The sequence below is a fragment of the Anaerobacillus sp. 63XJN7_4_ISO-PGPR-S23-413 genome, assembly GCF_056173725.1.
On sequence record NZ_CM149688.1, the window covers coordinates 2,165,600 to 2,182,751 of the forward strand.

At 38.8% G+C, this 17,152-nt stretch carries 15 protein-coding genes; 14 read left to right on the forward strand and 1 reads right to left on the reverse strand.

Annotated elements, in window-relative coordinates; genetic code table 11:
• The first annotated feature begins 100 nt into the window (after positions 1 to 100).
• The 9 genes from AC0VYO_RS11570 (at position 101) to AC0VYO_RS11610 (ending at position 10,065) form a co-directional block, all read left to right on the forward strand.
• Positions 101 to 832, forward strand: coding sequence for a GntR family transcriptional regulator (locus AC0VYO_RS11570; protein WP_475365236.1), 732 nt, complete (start codon positions 101 to 103; stop codon positions 830 to 832).
• A gap of 137 nt (positions 833 to 969) precedes the next feature.
• Positions 970 to 1,827, forward strand: a complete 858-nt coding sequence (fba, locus tag AC0VYO_RS11575) for a class II fructose-1,6-bisphosphate aldolase (protein ID WP_475365237.1) — start codon at positions 970 to 972, stop codon at positions 1,825 to 1,827.
• A 4-nt stretch (positions 1,828 to 1,831) separates the two neighbouring features.
• Entirely contained in the window at positions 1,832 to 2,770 is a 939-nt protein-coding gene (gene pfkB, locus AC0VYO_RS11580) for a 1-phosphofructokinase (RefSeq protein WP_475365238.1), read from the forward strand.
• Between the two features lie 15 nt (positions 2,771 to 2,785).
• Positions 2,786 to 3,817: an SIS domain-containing protein gene (locus AC0VYO_RS11585; protein ID WP_475367562.1), complete on the forward strand. Its 1,032-nt coding sequence runs from the start codon at positions 2,786 to 2,788 to the stop codon at positions 3,815 to 3,817.
• A gap of 15 nt (positions 3,818 to 3,832) precedes the next feature.
• Positions 3,833 to 4,774, forward strand: a complete 942-nt coding sequence (locus AC0VYO_RS11590) for an ROK family protein (protein WP_475367563.1) — start codon at positions 3,833 to 3,835, stop codon at positions 4,772 to 4,774.
• Positions 4,764 to 5,969, forward strand: a complete 1,206-nt coding sequence (locus tag AC0VYO_RS11595) for a glycoside hydrolase family 88 protein (protein WP_475367564.1) — start codon at positions 4,764 to 4,766, stop codon at positions 5,967 to 5,969. Before AC0VYO_RS11590 ends, AC0VYO_RS11595 begins: the two co-directional genes overlap by 11 nt.
• Positions 5,970 to 5,988: 19 nt before the next feature.
• Positions 5,989 to 6,315, forward strand: coding sequence for a cupin domain-containing protein (locus tag AC0VYO_RS11600; protein ID WP_048309430.1), 327 nt, complete (start codon positions 5,989 to 5,991; stop codon positions 6,313 to 6,315).
• Complete coding sequence (locus AC0VYO_RS11605) at positions 6,312 to 8,393, forward strand: heparinase II/III domain-containing protein (protein WP_475367565.1); 2,082 nt, start codon at positions 6,312 to 6,314, stop codon at positions 8,391 to 8,393. The genes AC0VYO_RS11600 and AC0VYO_RS11605 overlap by 4 nt, the downstream gene beginning before the upstream one ends.
• A gap of 172 nt (positions 8,394 to 8,565) precedes the next feature.
• Positions 8,566 to 10,065 carry a DUF4091 domain-containing protein gene (locus tag AC0VYO_RS11610; protein ID WP_475365242.1) on the forward strand — a complete coding sequence of 500 codons (1,500 nt, stop codon included), beginning with the start codon at positions 8,566 to 8,568 and terminating at the stop codon, positions 10,063 to 10,065.
• Positions 10,066 to 10,091: 26 nt separating this feature from the next.
• Here AC0VYO_RS11610 and AC0VYO_RS11615 read toward each other — a convergent pair whose 3' ends face one another.
• A complete protein-coding gene (locus AC0VYO_RS11615; RefSeq protein WP_475365243.1) occupies positions 10,092 to 10,910 on the reverse strand; it encodes a helix-turn-helix domain-containing protein in 819 nt (272 codons plus the stop codon).
• 155 nt (positions 10,911 to 11,065) lie between these two features.
• Between AC0VYO_RS11615 and AC0VYO_RS11620 the strand changes: the two genes are divergently transcribed.
• The 5 genes from AC0VYO_RS11620 to AC0VYO_RS11640 all read left to right on the forward strand — a co-directional run bounded on the left by AC0VYO_RS11620 (position 11,066) and on the right by AC0VYO_RS11640 (position 17,142).
• Positions 11,066 to 13,300, forward strand: coding sequence for an FAD-dependent oxidoreductase (locus tag AC0VYO_RS11620; protein WP_475365244.1), 2,235 nt, complete (start codon positions 11,066 to 11,068; stop codon positions 13,298 to 13,300).
• 190 nt (positions 13,301 to 13,490) lie between these two features.
• A complete protein-coding gene (locus tag AC0VYO_RS11625; protein ID WP_236690353.1) occupies positions 13,491 to 14,387 on the forward strand; it encodes an ABC transporter permease in 897 nt (298 codons plus the stop codon).
• A complete protein-coding gene (locus AC0VYO_RS11630; protein ID WP_048309424.1) occupies positions 14,381 to 15,241 on the forward strand; it encodes a carbohydrate ABC transporter permease in 861 nt (286 codons plus the stop codon). Before AC0VYO_RS11625 ends, AC0VYO_RS11630 begins: the two co-directional genes overlap by 7 nt.
• A gap of 59 nt (positions 15,242 to 15,300) precedes the next feature.
• The gene (locus AC0VYO_RS11635; protein ID WP_475367566.1) at positions 15,301 to 16,470 is read left to right on the forward strand and encodes a Gfo/Idh/MocA family protein; all 1,170 of its coding nucleotides are present in this window, start codon (positions 15,301 to 15,303) and stop codon (positions 16,468 to 16,470) included.
• A gap of 42 nt (positions 16,471 to 16,512) precedes the next feature.
• Positions 16,513 to 17,142, forward strand: coding sequence for a YesL family protein (locus tag AC0VYO_RS11640; protein WP_475367567.1), 630 nt, complete (start codon positions 16,513 to 16,515; stop codon positions 17,140 to 17,142).
• Positions 17,143 to 17,152 lie beyond the last annotated feature (10 nt).

Sequence of the window (17,152 nt, forward strand, 5' to 3'; positions counted from 1 at the left end):
TGATAGAATAAAGAAAAATTCACTTTGAAACCACAATGAATATTAAGGTACAAAATGAATGAGGTAGATACAACTATACACAAAAGAAATGGGGGATATTATGAAAAGAGAATTAGATCAGCATAGTGTTATTCCTCTCTATCACCAATTAAAGGAGATATTAAAGGAGAATATTGAACGAGGTGACTGGGCTCCTGGCGATAAAATTCCATCTGAAAACGAGTTGAGAGCTGACTATAATATAAGCCGAAACACAGCTAAAAAAGCGATTGAAGACCTCGTCCAAATTGGCGTCTTGAATCGAATTCAAGGGAAGGGGACTTTTGTTTCGCAGCCGAAGCTCGAGCAACCACTAATGGGCTTTTATAGCTTTAGTAAAGTGATGAAAGAAATGGGCATGGCACCAACAGATATTATTTTGCATATGAATGAAACGACTGCTTCACCACGAGTCGCAAGTAAGTTAATGGTTGATGAAGAAGATACTCTAATCGAATTAAAGAGGTTACGCTGCGCAAATGACGAGCCTGTTATTCTTGAAACATCATATATACCGCAATACCTCATACCCGGTATTAAGCAGGAGCATGTGATGAATACCTCCTTATATGATGTAATGGAAAGTGATTTTGGTATTATCGTTACAAAAGCAAAAGAGGTGTTTGAACCTGTCCTCATAAGAGATTATGAAAGTGAATATCTCCAGGTAAAAGAAGGTTACCCCGCATTGTTGTTAGAAAGAACAGCCTATGATCGATCAGGAAAACCCGTGGAATTCTGTCATTCTATCGTAAGAGGAGATCGCTGTCGTTTCTACACAGAATTAATTTAATTAAAGAACAGGTTGACCCAACAACCTAATAACAGTACAATACCATTAAAGACCTGGTGACGTTATGTTGCCAAGGTACAACCCAACTTGACCCAACAACCCGTTGACTGGTTGAATCACTTTAAGGAGATGATTGAATGCCATTAGTTTCTAGTAAGCCGTTACTCGATGATGCGTACAAAAATCATTATGCGATTGGGGCCTTTGCTGTTCATAATCTTGAAATTATGAAAGCGGTTATTTCAGGTGCTGAGAAGATCGATACACCGGTTATCTTTCAAACGACTCCAGGAACAATTAAATATGTGGGAATCGAAAACATCAAAAATATGGTGAATTCGGTAGCTGAGAAAACCTCGATTCCAATTGCATTGCATTTAGACCACGGAGATAGTTTCAAAACGGTTCTACAATGTTTGCGGGCAGGTTATACATCAGTCATGATTGACGGATCAAAATTACAATATGAAGAGAACGTAGCGCTCGTCCAAAAGGTTGTGGAAGCTGCTCACTATGTTAATGTTCCCGTAGAAGCTGAACTCGGAACCATTGGAGGCGTGGAAGACGATCTTAGTGTAGACGAACAGGACGCTCAATTGACAGATCCAGACCTCGCAAAAGATTTTGTCGCACGAACGGATATCGATTCTTTTGCCCCTGCTTTTGGAACAGCACATGGCTTATATAAAAAGGAACCAAGGCTTAATTTTGAGCTTGTACAAAAAATTTCAGAATCGACAGGACGGCCAATTGTTATGCACGGTGCCTCTGGTGTACCAGAAGAAAAAGTTCGTGAATCGCTTCAATATGGCGTAAGTAAAGTGAATTTCTCGACTGAATTAAAGGTTGAATTCGTGGCTAGATTACGAGATTACTTGAATGAACATCCACATACAGATGATCCGAGAAAGTATTTCGTCCCTGCTCGAGAAGCTGTTGAGGAAATTGTTAAGAAAAAAATCTTAATGCTGCAAAGTCAGCAAACTTACGCTTAAGTCTATGATCACTACTGTTACGTTAAATGCAGCGATTGACCGTACGTACTATATGGATCGCTTTTCTATAAATGAAGTAAATCGGACGAAAAGAATCATAAGCGAACCTGGAGGTAAGGGCATTAACGTCTCAAAAATACTGAAAATTTTAAATATAAACACAGTATCGACAGGTTTTTTGGGGGGCTTAAATGGTCAATTCATTAAACGGTTAGCAGATGAAAAAGGAATTCATTCCGATTTTGTAATGATTGAAGGCGAATCACGTATTTGCCTTAATATCATTGATGAATTCACAAATCAAACTGAAATTCTTGAGTTAGGTCCAACCATTTTAGAAAGAGAATGGATTGAATTTAAACGAAAACTATTGGAATTGGCCAATAAAAGCACTTATGTCATTCTATCTGGGAGCTTACCTAAGGGCCTTTTAACGACGGCTTATCAAGAACTTGTTGAACTTGTTCAGCAGAATGGTACAAGAGCAATTGTTGATACGAGCGGACAACCGCTTAAGGAAGCTCTGAAAGCGAAACCCTTTATGATAAAACCAAATATTGATGAGCTAAGTGAAATCACCAATCGTCCGTTGCAAACCGATGATGAAATCATGAATGCTTTAATGGAATTAAGCCATACAGGAGTCTCCGTTGTGGCAGTCTCTAGAGGAAGCGATGGAGCGATGGCTGCTTATGACAATTGCATTTATACAATTTCTATTCCTAAGTTATCTGTTGTCAATCCTGTAGGAAGTGGCGATGCCTTTGTTGCTGGATTAGTATCTGGATTCTATGATAGAGAGCCTTTTGAGAAATCATTAATAAGAGCCTCAGCTGCTGGCACAGCCAATGCACTGCAAGAAAAAGCAGGAGACCTTTCCTTAGAAGATCTTAAATCGCTAGAAAAACAAATGAGTGTCAATCAATTTTCATTTACTAAATAAGGAGTGATGTAATTAGTGGATACGTATACATTGAAGGAAATCATGTCTCAAGGAAACGCTTCAGAAAAAACCTATCAGATCGTCAGCAATATGAATATTCCTAATGATAATGTCGAAGTCAATTATGTATTTACAGGGTGCGGCACATCCTACTACATTGCAATTTCAGCTGCTAGATACTTTCAAGAAATCACTGGAATTCAAGCCAACGCGGTGCCGGCTTCAGAAATTTTTCTTCATGAAAAGCAGGTATTCACCCCCCATAAACGATATAGAGTAGTAAGTATCTCTCGCTCTGGAACCACTTCTGAAATTATTACGGCTTTAAAAGCCATTACGGCTAGAGAGAATATATCCACTCTAGCCGTAACATGCAACAGTGATGCTGAAATGGCACAACTAGCTGACGATCAAATTAGTCTTGATCATATAAGTGAAAAAAGCGTTGTCATGACTCAATCCTTCACTAACATGCTTTATGCAATTCAACTATATGCTGCAAGATTTGCCGAGAATAATGAGGCATTAAAAGAACTGAAACAGGTGCCTGAATTGTTAAATGAGAATGTAAGTCATGCACATGTTATGAAGGATATAGTTCAAGGTGCAAAAGCGGAGCGGTTTATCTTCTTAGGCGCAGGTATTTATAATGGATTAGCCAAAGAAGGTACACTGAAACTCAAAGAAATGACGCAAACGGAATGCGAAAGTTATTCGAACCTTGAATTCCGTCATGGTCCGATTTCCATTGTGGATGAGGAAACCGTTGTGGTGCTGTTTTCTACAACGAAAATGAGCGAGATCGACCACACATTACTTCATGATATTAAAAATAACGGTGGAAAAACGATTGTGATTGGAGATCTTGGGACAGATTTAACGGCTGATCATGTGATTAATATAGGAAGCAATTTATCAGATGAAGCGAGAGCGGCACTCTATATTCCTTACTTTCAGCTTCTAGCTTATTATCAGTCAATCAAACTTGGCTTAAACCCAGATCAACCTCGTAATCTTAATCAAGTCGTGAAAATATCTCTGCCTTAATAACAGGAGGTCAACATGAATCTTTCACTCGGTATTGATGTAGGGGGGACCAAAATTGCCGCTGCGCTCATTACAAAAGATGGGCGCGTGTTATTTCGAAAAGAAGTCCCAAGTATAACAACGGATAAAGACAAGATGTTTCAGCAATTAAAGAACTGTATTGATCAAGTATTAGAAGAGTCTGGTTACAAACCAGAACACCTACTTGGTATCGGAATTGGTGTCCCTGGAAAAGTCGATATTGAAAAAGGAATAGCCATCTATCAAAACAATCTACCTTGGTCTCATTTTCCAATTGGTCCAAAATTGGAAGAACTTTATCCTACAAAGTCTGTCATCCTTGATAATGATGTTCATATGGCAGCATTTGCGGAATGGTATCAAAGAGGATGTAAAAAAAATGAAACGTTTGCTTATTTAACTATTAGTACAGGGATTTCTTGTTGCATTCTTCATAATGGAGCCATTTTACGTGGTGCTGGTTTTGCAGGTGAAGTAGGCTTAATGTTAACAAGTGCTTCGAAAGAAAATCCAGTGGCTACTCTTGAAAATGTAGCATCCGGTCCAGCTATTCAATCAAGGGCAGTAACCAAAAGAGCAAGACTTCAAATGAAAGAGACTGAACAAATCACAACAGCTACAGTCTTAAGAGATTACTTTCATGGGGAGAAATACGCCTGTTATGTCATGACTGAAGTTTTAAATGATATTAGTAAAGGAATTCACGGCATGATTTGCATGCTCGACCCTCACCAAATTGTTCTTGGTGGCGGGGTCATTAATCATAATCCAGAGTTAATAGACCATATTAAAGCGACAATAAAACCTCTCTTGATTGCTGAACAAAGCAGTGCCGTTCATCGAATATCTGTTAGTCAATTGAAAGGAGACTCAGGACTTGTTGGAGCCGGTTTAAGACTTCACAACTCATCTGATGGAGGTGCAAATGAAGATTAAAACAAATACACAACGTGTACTAGATGAAGGGATTCAACTAAAAGATCGCTATCAAAAACAGCCTACGATAAACCGCACGTACGTCGATCAAGCGATTCACCATGTTCTTCAGAAAATTGATCAAAATCTTGAAACTTTTACTAACTCTTTTCCTGATTCAAGTAGCCAAGATGGAGTGTACCCGTCCATTGAGAACAATGAATGGACAACGAGTTTCTGGACCGGAATGTTATGGCTTGCTTATGAAGAAACAGGAGATCAGAAATACCGCAGTGTAGCTGAAGGACATCTAACTAGTTTCAAACAGCGTTTAAAGAATCGAATTGCTGTAAATCACCATGATCTCGGATTTCTTTATACGCTTTCCTGTGTTAGTGCTTATAAATTGACTGGTAATGAAGAAGCCAAAAATGTAGCTATTGAAGCAGCAGACTTGCTCATGACGCGTTTTCATGAAAAAGCAGGCATCATTCAAGCATGGGGAGACTTAACGGACCCGTCACAGCGGGGAAGGATGATTATTGACTGTAATATGAATCTACCTTTACTCTATTGGGCTACAGAAGAAACTGGAGATCAGAAGTATAAGAGCGTAGCCGAAAGCCATATCCAAAAGGCAGCACAATACCTTGTGAGAGAAGATGCATCTACGCACCATACTTATTACATGGATCCAGACTCAGGAAATCCACTGTATGGTGACACACACCAGGGATATGCGGATGACTCTTGTTGGGCTCGCGGGCAAGCATGGGGAATATACGGCTTCCCTCTAAGTTATGCTTATACGAAAGACTGGAATTTAATCACGTTAACTAAGAAACTTACAAATTACTATTTAAATCGTTTACCTAAAGACTATATTTGTTATTGGGATTTAATTTTCACAGATGGCAATGAAGAAAGAGATAGCTCATCAGCTGCTATCGCACTCTGTGGATTACTTGAATTAGTGAAACATTTACCACTTACAGATGAAGAGAGACCTTTCTATGAGAACGCTATCAATAATACAACCGAATCACTAGTTAAACATTACACGACAGATGTGCACTCAAATGAAAATGGATTGTTGCGCCATGCCGTTTACTATAAAGGTGGTAACCGCGGAGTAGATGAAAGTTGTATTTGGGGCGATTATTATTATTTCGAAGCGCTTGTTCGTCTCTCGAAAGACTGGAATTTATATTGGTAATCTGGAAAGGAGTTCGATTATGGGACAAATCGGTGTATGGGAGTCAGTAGAAGACGGTGTTAAACGAAATATCTTAACAAGTGGTGAAGATCTAATGATTATGGAAGTTCGCTTCAAAAATGGAGCGATCGGAAATAAACATCAGCATCCTCATGAACAGATTTCCTATTGTCTTGATGGGCAATTTGAATTCACGATTGGCACAGCTCATACGATCATTGAAAAAGGAGAGTCACTTTATATCCCACCAAATACACTTCATGGCGTTAAAGCACTTTCAGATGGTAGTCTTTTAGATTCCTTTAGTCCAGTAAGAGAGGACTTATTAGAAGGAAAGCATTCATGAGTTCTCGTTTGTCAGATACGATTTACTTAAACGCTCAACATAAAAAAACACTACATGCGAAAAAAAAGCTAATCGCCGAGGCTGATGAAGCGCTACAAATACCATTTAGACCTTCAAAGACAGATATCGCAGACTGGGGGCACTATTTTCACTGCCCATATGATGGAGCTGCACTCAATTTCAGCTGGACGAATAATAAGAAATTTGATTGTCCTTCATGCAGGAGAGTCTTTGAAGACTCTCCATTTCTAGGTGGCTGGATGGGAATGGCTCACGGAAAACTAGGAGAGGCAGTTAAACATCTTTCGTTTGCCTATGCAGCTACTAAAAGAGAGGATTGTTTATTGAAAGCAAACAAGATCCTTTTGGATTATGCAGAGTGCTACCCTCATTACCGAACACATGGAAAGATCCCTTATAATGGGCCAGGTAAACTTTTCGCTCAAACGCTTGATGAAGCCAATTGGATGATTAATCTTTGTTATGCCTATCACATTGGTAAAGAACATTTTACCAAAGAAGAATTGGAAATTGTAAATAATCAGCTATTTCTTAATGCGGCTACCTTTTTATCTACATGGAAAGAACAACAGATTCATAATCATGCTGTCCATATAACTGTTGCTATTTGTATGATCGGTTCAATATTGGGTAATGATCACTTAATTGAACAAGGGTTTAATGGAGATTATGGATTAAGAAATCAGATTCGTAAGGGCGTACTTGAGGATGGTTTATGGTATGAAGGGTCCTTCTCCTACCATTTTTATACACTTGAATCGATCGTTCAATTAGCACATATCACAGATGATACTCGTCTTTGGTCATTCCCAGAAATCAAAAAGATGTTCGATACGCCCTTATTATTTATTGATAATGAAGGGTTGCTCCCATCTTTGAATGACTCATCCTCATCTATTTCCTTATCTAAATATGCACATCTCTACGAGTTCGCTTTTTCTAGTTATGGGGAAGAGCAGTATCAAATGATATTAAGAAGCTTATACGGCATGCAACCATCAAAGTTTAAACGCGTTCCGCAAGATTCTTATTCATTGTTCTTCATTAACCAATTCGTTTTAAATGATACCAATTGTATAGTCCCATGCTGTAAGAACAATCAAAATAAGACGTTAACTTCAAGTTCTAGCTTAACAAAAATTTCCTGTGAAAATGGATGGCAGGTCTTTCAAAAGCATGCGCCATTTGGTGGTGAACACGATCATCTCGATCAACTAGGTTTATCGCTTAGCTTAAAAAACAAACCGTTTATACGAGATCCTGGCACAACACGCTATAGTGTTCCTGTACACTATGACTGGTTCAAGCATACGTATTCACATAACACCGTTAGTATAAATGGAAGTGATCAACCACCAGCAGATGGGAAGCGTATCAAAGCTGAACAATGCGAATGGGGAAGCTGGGTAGAAAGCGTCGTAGACTGGAAAAGTGATACCTATCTTTTTCAAAATTTAATTCAGTTACCTGAGTCAATGAGTTCCTGGGATGTTGAGAGTTACAAAGATTGTTCTATCCAACGTTTCAATGCTATTACTGATCGATTGTTTCTTGACATCGTTACGGTAAACGTACCAGAAAAAAGAGAAGTGGATCTCTTATATCACGTCGACGGCCAAATACTTCACACCCAAAACTGGGAAACATCACAAGCAAAATTAAGCAAATTAAATCAAGATTTATTCAACAATAAGAGAGAAATGATGACGAATGGTTCTACATTTTTACAGTGGAAGGCGAACGAAGAAATTGTAAATCAACATAGCTGGTGTTCATCAAAAACGATGCTTTATTTAGCAAACACTCCCGATAATCCTCCCGTTTCTGATCGAGCCACTCTTATACAAAGAAGTGAGCCACATCAATCCATCACGTTTATTAACGTCTTTCAAATAGCTACGGATTTACCAAATAGAGAAGTTGAAAATATAGAAGTATTACAAAGCGAATCCGAGATAAAAATATTTGTCTCGACTCATTCCTCTATATGTGGTGAATTCCGATTAACTAAGGGAAAAAACCACCATTCATCGACCCTTGCCTATTATTCAAGCTAAATAAACGATAAAGGAGTGGTTAATCATTATTGAGACGAAATTAGTAAGCTCGCTCACCAAAGTTTTTGCTGATGAAGATTTAACTGAGCCATATGTTTCATTTGCATCTGCTTTATTAGGTGAAACATATTCCTTTCAAGTAGCGTATCGGTCAGATAAATTAGTAAAACAAATGAAGGTCGAAATTCACTCTCAGTTAAATGTAACAGCACGAGTAGTTGGACTGGTGCCTTCTGAGTACCCATGTCACTTTGATTACGATGATCATACCCTGCGTCATACACCAGGATTATACCCTGATCCCTTATTTCCAATTATAGAAGAAGAAGGGCTTACTGCTTTTCCAAATCAGTGGCGATCCATTTGGATAACAGTGGCCGTAGAACAAGACGCTACACCAGGCGACCACCAAATTGAAATCGCCCTCATTTGCACAGATGGTGATTACGTTAAAGATACTTTTCAATTAAACGTCATTGGTGCAAACCTTCCAGAGCAAGGAGTGATTCACACCGAGTGGCTACACACGGATTGTATCGCTTCAATTTATCAATTAAAGATCTTCAGTGATAAATACTGGGACACAGTAGAGAAGTATGTAAAGACTGCTGCTGATCATCACATTAATATGATTTTAACCCCTTTATTCACCCCTCCGCTAGATACTGAGATTGGTGGAGAGAGACCGACTGTACAGCTTGTTGATGTAACAAAAGAAGGAGAGAAGTATACATTTCATTTCGAAAAGCTTCTCCGATGGTTTAAAATGTGTCAGAATAACGGCATTCGCTATTTCGAATTCTCTCACCTTTTTAGTCAGTGGGGTGCAAAGCATTCACCTAAAATTATAGGTGATGTAAATGGGAAAAAAGAAAAACTATTTGGCTGGGAAACAGAGGCTATGAGTCAAGCCTACCGTTCATTTCTAGCACAATTCTTACCTGCGCTTATTCAATTACTAGAAGAATCCAATCTAACAGATTATTGTTACTTTCATATTTCTGATGAACCGCGAATGGAGCATTTGGAATCTTATAAGAATGCAAGTCGTGTTATGAATGATTACCTTGGTGACCTACCAGTAATCGACGCACTTTCAGATTATACTTTTTACGAAAAAGGTCTTATTAAAAATCCAGTATCATCTAACGATCATATTACTCCATTTCTTGAAAACAACGTTCCCGATTTATGGACTTATTACTGTACTTCTCAATACAAAGAGGTTTCCAATCGTTTTTTTAACATGCCTTCCTCTAGAAATAGAATACTAGGAATGCAATTATATAAGTTTAATATACAGGGCTTCCTTCATTGGGGATTTAACTTCTGGTACTCTTCTTTTTCAAAAAAATTAATTGACCCGTTTCGGAACACGGATGCGAATTACTCTTTTCCATCAGGCGATGCTTTTCTCGTTTATCCCGGGGAGGAAGGGCCAATTGAGTCACTTCGTTTAGAAGTGTTAATGGAGGCTTTTCAGGATCATTCTGCATTACAACTTCTTGAAAGCTATATTGGGCGTGAACAAACGCTAGGTCTACTAGAAAACGATTTGAAACAAGAATTAACATTCACCCATTATCCAAAAGATGCTGCTTGGCTTCTGTCCAAAAGAGACGAAATAAATGAACGAATTAAGCTTGAAATAAATGTTCATACTCATAAATAAACCGCCTGAAAGGCGGTTTATTTGTATTACATTTGGTGAATTTTTTTAAATTCTGATGGGCTTTTCCCTTCTTTTGTTCGAAACGCACGGCTAAAGTAATACCGATTTTCATAGCCTGAATGTCGTGCGATTTCATCCATTGTCCAATCCGTGTTGGCGAGTAATTTTTTCGCTTCTTCTACTCTTAGTGAAATCAAATATTCCTTTGGCGTCATCCGAAAAGCTGCTTTAAACCTTCTAGTAAGTTGAACAGGACTAAGTCCTAATTGAATAGAAAGGTCATTCATGCTAAATAGAGACATTAAGCCTTTCTCTTGAATAGTATTTTTCGCATCAATCATCAGCTTATCTTTTTGGCCGATTTGTTTCACATGCTTTTCTTCAAGCTCCCAACAAAACACATTCCAAATATCTCTCAGTATGTAATTAATACGGGACATATTCTGAGAGTGAGTATGATTCGAATACAAAGCCAAATATTCGAAATTAGAAGAAAGTCTTTTAAAATCTCTTAACGTCCATTTTCCACTAATAATGGATTCATCTTCTTCCAATGGCTTTAGTAACGACGGATCTGATAAGTACTCTTTTTTTAATTCCCATTCGAAAATAAATGCAAAAAATGACAAAGGCTCAATTAACTTCCTTTTAAAAGGTGTGTTAGGTGGACAAAACACGAGGTCACCAACCTGTGCTACACCTTTCTTATCACCGATTGAAAATTCGAATTCACCTTTTTCGACCGCAAATAACACCCACTTAGGGTGGACATCTTCTTCAAATACAAATCGCTGCTTTTCTTTCCAATGAGCTAAATAAATGACCGATGGAACATAGTTTTGCAACGTTTTAGAGTCCAGGATTAATTTCACCACCTTATGAAATAAAGTATAAACAAATGACTCTATATTACATTTTAATAGAAGTTGGCAAGCGATACAATTATATTTAGAAAACTTAAAAAATTATCGAAGGTAACATCAAGGAGGATGTTCATCGCATGAAGTATGAAACAGTCGAATCTGATATTACGGTAATTGGGGGAGGTCTTGCTGGAGTTTGTGCAGCCGTATCGGCCGCTCGATTAGGTAAAACCGTTTTCCTTATCCAAAACAGGCCAGTACTTGGCGGTAATTCAAGTAGTGAAGTAAGAGTGTGGGTAAGCGGTGCTAACGCAGTAGGAACACAAAGATATGCCAGAGAAACGGGCATCATGGGAGAAATGCTTGTTGAAAATCAATATCGGAACCCTGAAGGAAACCCATACTACTGGGACCTGATCGTTTATGAAACCGTGTACAACGAACCAAATATTACACTTCATCTTAATACAGATGTTCATGAAGTAGAAGCCACTGGAGAAAATGACAATCGTGTTATCCAATCGGTTACAGGCTGGATGATGGGATCAGAGCGGAAAATTACCTACAAGAGTGAGGTATTCCTTGACTGTACAGGAGATGGATTAGTTGGTTTTCTCGCAGGGGCCGAATTTAAGTTAGGTAGAGAAGCAAGACATGAGTACGACGAAGAGTGGGCACCAGAAGAAGCTGACAACATCACACTTGGAAGTACCATCTTATTTTATACAAAGGATATTGGAACACCAGTGAAATATGTCGCACCAGCATTTGCAAGAGACATTACCCAAACTCTCATTCCAGAAAAAAGAATCATTCGAACTGGGGACTCTGGCTGCTATTATTGGTGGATTGAATGGGGCGGCGAAATGGATACCGTACATCAAAACGAAGCAATACGAGATGAATTATGGGCAGCCATTTACGGAATCTGGGACTACATTAAAAATTCAGGGAAGTTTGATGCTGACAACCTAGTTCTTGAGTGGGTAGGGTCTGTTCCAGGTAAAAGAGAGTACCGCCGATTTGTAGGCGATTATATGCTAAATCAAAATGATATTATTAGTCAGAGACCATTTGATGATCGAATTGCTTTTGGTGGATGGTCAATTGACCTTCATCCCCCAAAGGGCATGTATACTGGAGAAAATGCATCCAAGCACCTTTTCCCTGATGGTCTATATCACATTCCATTCCGCTCTTTATACTCACGCAACGTTTCGAACATGTTTATGGCGGGGCGGAATATCAGCGCAACCCATGTAGCATTCGGAACTACTCGAGTGATGGCAACTTGTGCGGTTATGGGGGAAGCTGCTGGAGTAGGCGCCGCTCTATGTGTGGACAAACAACTGACGCCACGTGAACTGTATGAAAATCATTTCAAAAGTGTGCAGCAAACTTTGCTCAAACAAGATGCTTCAATTATTGGAGCTAGAAACGAAGATGAAAGGGATCAAGCTAAACTTGCAACGATCAGCGCATCAAGCACATATCAAAAGATTGCCATTAACACACCAGCTGAACTGTACTCTTTAAAAAATGATGTGGGTATCTTGTTTCCAGTTGATCAGAAGCTCACTTCAATTGAACTTTTAGTCGATGCTACTATAGAAACAGAAGCGATTATAGAAGTATGGGATACAGGTAGAGGTGAAAATTACATTCCTCGTACATTGCATAATGAGAGGAAAGTAACCATTCCAAAAGGTGAGAAGCAGTGGATCACAGTTAGCATTCCCTGGACACCAAACGGTGAACAAAATGCTTTTATCGTGATTAAGGAAAATGAACAGCTAGCTTTATGGAAGTCAAAACAGCCACTATCCGGGGTGTTAACTTTTGAAAAAGGAGATATTCCGATCGTTGACCCTAACTTGTCCCAACAACCCGAGCAGTTAGTCGTTCAGTGGTCAATGAAAAATCTTACACGACAGCCGTTTTGTTTTAAAGTAAGTGATCCAATCGGAACTTACTTACCAGATAAAGTCATTAATGGTTACCACCGACCATTTGGATCTCCACATATGTGGATGTCTGAATCCACTGGAGGGGAAGAGTGGATCGAGTTAACCTGGGACAAGCCGGTTCAAATGAATGAAATCCACTTAACCTTTAATGATGATGTGAACGAATACTTAATTAACCTTCACTTTTTGAAAACAGAATTCGATATTATGCCAGAGCTAGTTGCCAACTATCGTATTGAAATGAATTTAGATGGTCAGTGGCAAACGGTAGATTCAATCAAATCTAACCGAAAAAGAAAGCGCGTCCATCATTTAGAAACCTTTACTACTGATAAAATACGTATGGTTATCGAGGAAACCAATGGTTCACAGCACGCTGAACTGATCGAAGTGAGAGTCTACTAGTATCTAAATTAATAAACTCTCACAGGTGAACAGATATGCTATTGTAATAATATCTCAAAAGAAATCGAATTTTCAGGTAAGAAAGTCTGTCACCAAAGAACAGTCTAGGAGGGAATTCATGAATGCAAAAACAGCTGTAGAGTCAGAGAGGTCACTTTATACGAAATCGGAAACAAAGAAGAAAACGCTGATGACAAACTTATGGAAGTACAAAAGCTTCTACATTATGCTTGCACCGGGGTTAATTTGGTTTTTCATCTATAAGTATCTACCAATGTACGGCGTTATTATCGCGTTTAAAGATTACAACGTGATGGAAGGCATCACGGGGAGCAACTGGGCTGACCCATGGTATAAATATTTCCAAATTTTCTTTGATTCCCCTTATTTCTACCAACTATTATCCAACACATTGATCATTAGTTTATACAAAATTCTTTTTGGAATGGTTCCGAGTATTGTACTCGCTATCTTTCTAAATGAATGTAAAACAATGTGGTTTAAAAGATGGATACAAACGCTAAGCTACATGCCACACTTTCTATCTTGGGTAATCATTTATGGAATTTGTATCGCTTTCTTGTCAGAAAGCACAGGGTTATTTAATCGTTGGTTAACAGAAGGGGGAGCATCAAGCATTCCTTTCTTAACATCAACAGACTGGTTCCGTTCGATATTAGTAGGATCTGAAGCATGGCAAAGTCTCGGATGGGGAGCCATTATTTATTTAGCAGCGATAGCCGGAATTAATCCTTCTCTCTATGAAGCAGCAAAAGTAGATGGGGCGAATCGCTTTCATATGATCTGGCACATTACACTACCAGGAATACGTAACGTTATCATCCTTTTGTTTATTTTAAAGCTAGGACATATGCTTGATGCTGGTTTTGAACAAGTTTACATCATGTATAACGTCCAAGTATATGAAGTGGCTGACATTATTGATACGTGGGTTTTCCGAACAGGACTTGAACAGATGAACTTCAGCCTTGCTGCATCAGTAGGATTATTTAAGTCAGCAATTGGCCTTATTCTTGTCATCGGAGCGAACCAAATTGCGAAGAAATGGGGCGAAAACATATGGTGAAAAATAAAGGAGACCGCGCCTTTGATCTACTTGTAACGATATCTCTCATCCTAGTTGGTGTACTATCCGTTTTCCCTTTGCTTTTCGTCGTTGCAGTATCTCTAACCCCGATCGAAGAAGTATTGAAAAATGGTGGATTTGTTCTGATTCCTGAAGCGATTAACTTTGATGCGTATACTCACCTTTTATCTCAACCCAAAATACCAAAATCGTTTATGGTCACCATTTTTATTACAGTTGTTGGAACGATCATTAACTTGATTCTTACTACGTTAATGGCGTATCCATTAAGTCGTAAAAATTTACCTGGTCGCAACATTTTCATTTTCCTCGTCGTCTTTACACTCTTATTTAACGGCGGGATCGTACCAACATACTTAATTGTAAAAGCAACTGGTTTACTTAATTCGGTGTGGGCAATGATTATTCCGAATGCGATTTGGAGCTTTAATGTTCTGATCATGAAAAGCTTCTTTGAAAACTTACCAGAAGATATTTTCGAAGCAGCTCGAATTGATGGTGCAGGCGAATTTAGAATTCTCGGGCAAATTGTACTCGCTCTTTCGAAACCCGTTATGATTACAATTGGGTTATTCTATGTCGTTGGTCACTGGAACGAATTTTTCCAGGCTGTTATGTACATTACAGACCCTGCCCTAAATCCTCTCCAGGTTGTGGTTCGAGATATTCTTGTACAAAATCAAGACCAAATCGAGAACGTGGATGCAGTTATACCGACAGCTACCATTCAAATGGCAGCCGTTATTATTGCAAGCTTACCAATCATTGTGATTTATCCATTTGTTCAGAAGCATTTAACAAAAGGTATGCTACTAGGTTCGATCAAAGGATAGAAAACGATCATGTCAGAAGCAGAACATAGAATGAATGCCATACTCGTAGGGGAGAAACAATGAAACAAGTAAGAATTGGATTAATCGGTATTGGATTAAGAAGTTCTATTGCAAAATATTGGCATCAGCCGGATGGAGAATCTGTTGTTGTAGCAGCAGCAGATCTATCCATCTCTAGATTAAAAGCCTTTCAAGAAGACATAAACAAAGAAACATTTATTACGACAAATTATAAGGAACTTTTAGAACGACAAGACGTGGATGCCGTTGTTATTACAACACCTGATCACTTACATGAGGAACATGCCATTGCAGCATTTAGAGCAGGAAAACACGTGTATTGCGAGAAACCATTAGCCATTTCAGTGGAGGGGTGCGATCGTATTCTCGATGAGTGGGAGAAGTCAGAGAAGCATCTTATGATCGGGTTTAATATGAGGTACATGAATATGTTTCGAACGATGAAAGGAATTGTTGACTCTGGTGTAATAGGTGACATTAAAGCCGTTTGGGTTCGCCATTTTGTAGGGTTAGGTGGAGAGTATTACTACCATGACTGGCACGCTAACTCTGCAAATACGAATTCTCTTTTACTCCAAAAAGGTTCTCATGATTTAGATATTATCCACTGGATAACAGGAAGTTACACCAAAAAAGTCTCAGCATTTGGTAGCCTTGATTTCTTCGGAGGAGAAAAAGATAACAATCTTACGTGTCCCACTTGTGATCAAAAACATGACTGCACGGAATTTAGCACTACTCCATTGAATCAATGCGCTTTTCGCAATGAAGTGGATGTAGAAGACAATAACATGGTCATTATGGAATTAGAAGGTGGCATTAAAGCTTCTTATTTACAGTGTCATTTTACCCCAGATTATCAACGCAACTATACGTTTATTGGCACAAAAGGAAGAATTGAAAACTCCGAACCGGATGGAAAAGTATATGTGAAGACGAGAAAATCTAACACCTGGCATGAATATGCTGATCAAACGTACGACATAAAGACGGCAGAGGGAAGTCATGGTGGGGCCGATCCTGTCATATGCCAGGATTTTGTAAATCTTGTTCTTCATAATAAACAACCGCTCACAACTCCTTATGCTGGAAGAATGAGTGTCGCCGTTGGCTGTGCGGCGTCAGAATCCATTCGGGCTGGAGGAAAAGTGGTACAGGTCACTCAGCGAGTTGGATCTGAAAAGTCACAAAGCACAGGTATTACTTAACTAAACATCACGAGAAAAAGAAGGATAAAGAGGTGTATCTGAATGGTTGAATTAAATGGCTTATGGGGCAAATTTTATCGCATTACAGAATGGGTCGCTCGTCTTGTATACGTTCAATGTCTATGGCTCGTATTCTCGATTGTTGGGCTTTTGGTCGCAGGAATTTTCCCTGCAACAATGGGCATGTTTGCAGTCGTACGCCGCTGGCAACTCGGAGAGACAGATGTTCCTGTTTTCCCTGAGTTTTGGACTACCTATAAACAAGAATTTATAAAGGCCAATCTTGTTGGCTGGTTGACGACGATCGTGGGAGGGTTATTGCTCTTTAATTTAACCCTGTTCAGAGGCTATGAAGGAGTATTTTTCCTCATATGCTACCTCTTTACCTTAACAATCATATTTTTGTATAGCTTGACAGCGCTTTTTGTTGCTCCTGTTTTTGTTCAATATAAATTATCAGCCCTTAAAGTTATCAAATACACGGCCATCATTGCATTATCTTATCCGTTACATGCTTTGATGATGGGGGCAATCATGATTGCCTTCTATTATGTCCTTTTATTAGTTCCAGGGTTATTACCGATTTTCAGCTTTAGCTGGCTTGCCTTTCTACTCATGTGGGTAGCGAATCTTGTTTTTCGTAGAATGGATCAAAAAGAAGTTCAAAAATAACATTTATGGG

What these genes read in the sequence shown, in the direction of transcription:
- AC0VYO_RS11570 (WP_475365236.1), top strand. Translation starts at nt 101, where the DNA reads ATGAAAAGAGAATTAGATCAGCATAGTGTTATTCCTCTCTATCACCAA.
- fba (WP_475365237.1), top strand. Translation starts at nt 970, where the DNA reads ATGCCATTAGTTTCTAGTAAGCCGTTACTCGATGATGCGTACAAAAAT.
- pfkB (WP_475365238.1), top strand. Translation starts at nt 1,832, where the DNA reads ATGATCACTACTGTTACGTTAAATGCAGCGATTGACCGTACGTACTAT.
- AC0VYO_RS11590 (WP_475367563.1), top strand. Translation starts at nt 3,833, where the DNA reads ATGAATCTTTCACTCGGTATTGATGTAGGGGGGACCAAAATTGCCGCT.
- AC0VYO_RS11595 (WP_475367564.1), top strand. Translation starts at nt 4,764, where the DNA reads ATGAAGATTAAAACAAATACACAACGTGTACTAGATGAAGGGATTCAA.
- AC0VYO_RS11600 (WP_048309430.1), top strand. Translation starts at nt 5,989, where the DNA reads ATGGGACAAATCGGTGTATGGGAGTCAGTAGAAGACGGTGTTAAACGA.
- AC0VYO_RS11605 (WP_475367565.1), top strand. Translation starts at nt 6,312, where the DNA reads ATGAGTTCTCGTTTGTCAGATACGATTTACTTAAACGCTCAACATAAA.
- AC0VYO_RS11610 (WP_475365242.1), top strand. Translation starts at nt 8,566, where the DNA reads ATGAAGGTCGAAATTCACTCTCAGTTAAATGTAACAGCACGAGTAGTT.
- AC0VYO_RS11620 (WP_475365244.1), top strand. Translation starts at nt 11,066, where the DNA reads ATGAAGTATGAAACAGTCGAATCTGATATTACGGTAATTGGGGGAGGT.
- AC0VYO_RS11625 (WP_236690353.1), top strand. Translation starts at nt 13,491, where the DNA reads ATGACAAACTTATGGAAGTACAAAAGCTTCTACATTATGCTTGCACCG.
- AC0VYO_RS11630 (WP_048309424.1), top strand. Translation starts at nt 14,381, where the DNA reads ATGGTGAAAAATAAAGGAGACCGCGCCTTTGATCTACTTGTAACGATA.
- AC0VYO_RS11635 (WP_475367566.1), top strand. Translation starts at nt 15,301, where the DNA reads ATGAAACAAGTAAGAATTGGATTAATCGGTATTGGATTAAGAAGTTCT.
- AC0VYO_RS11640 (WP_475367567.1), top strand. Translation starts at nt 16,513, where the DNA reads ATGGTTGAATTAAATGGCTTATGGGGCAAATTTTATCGCATTACAGAA.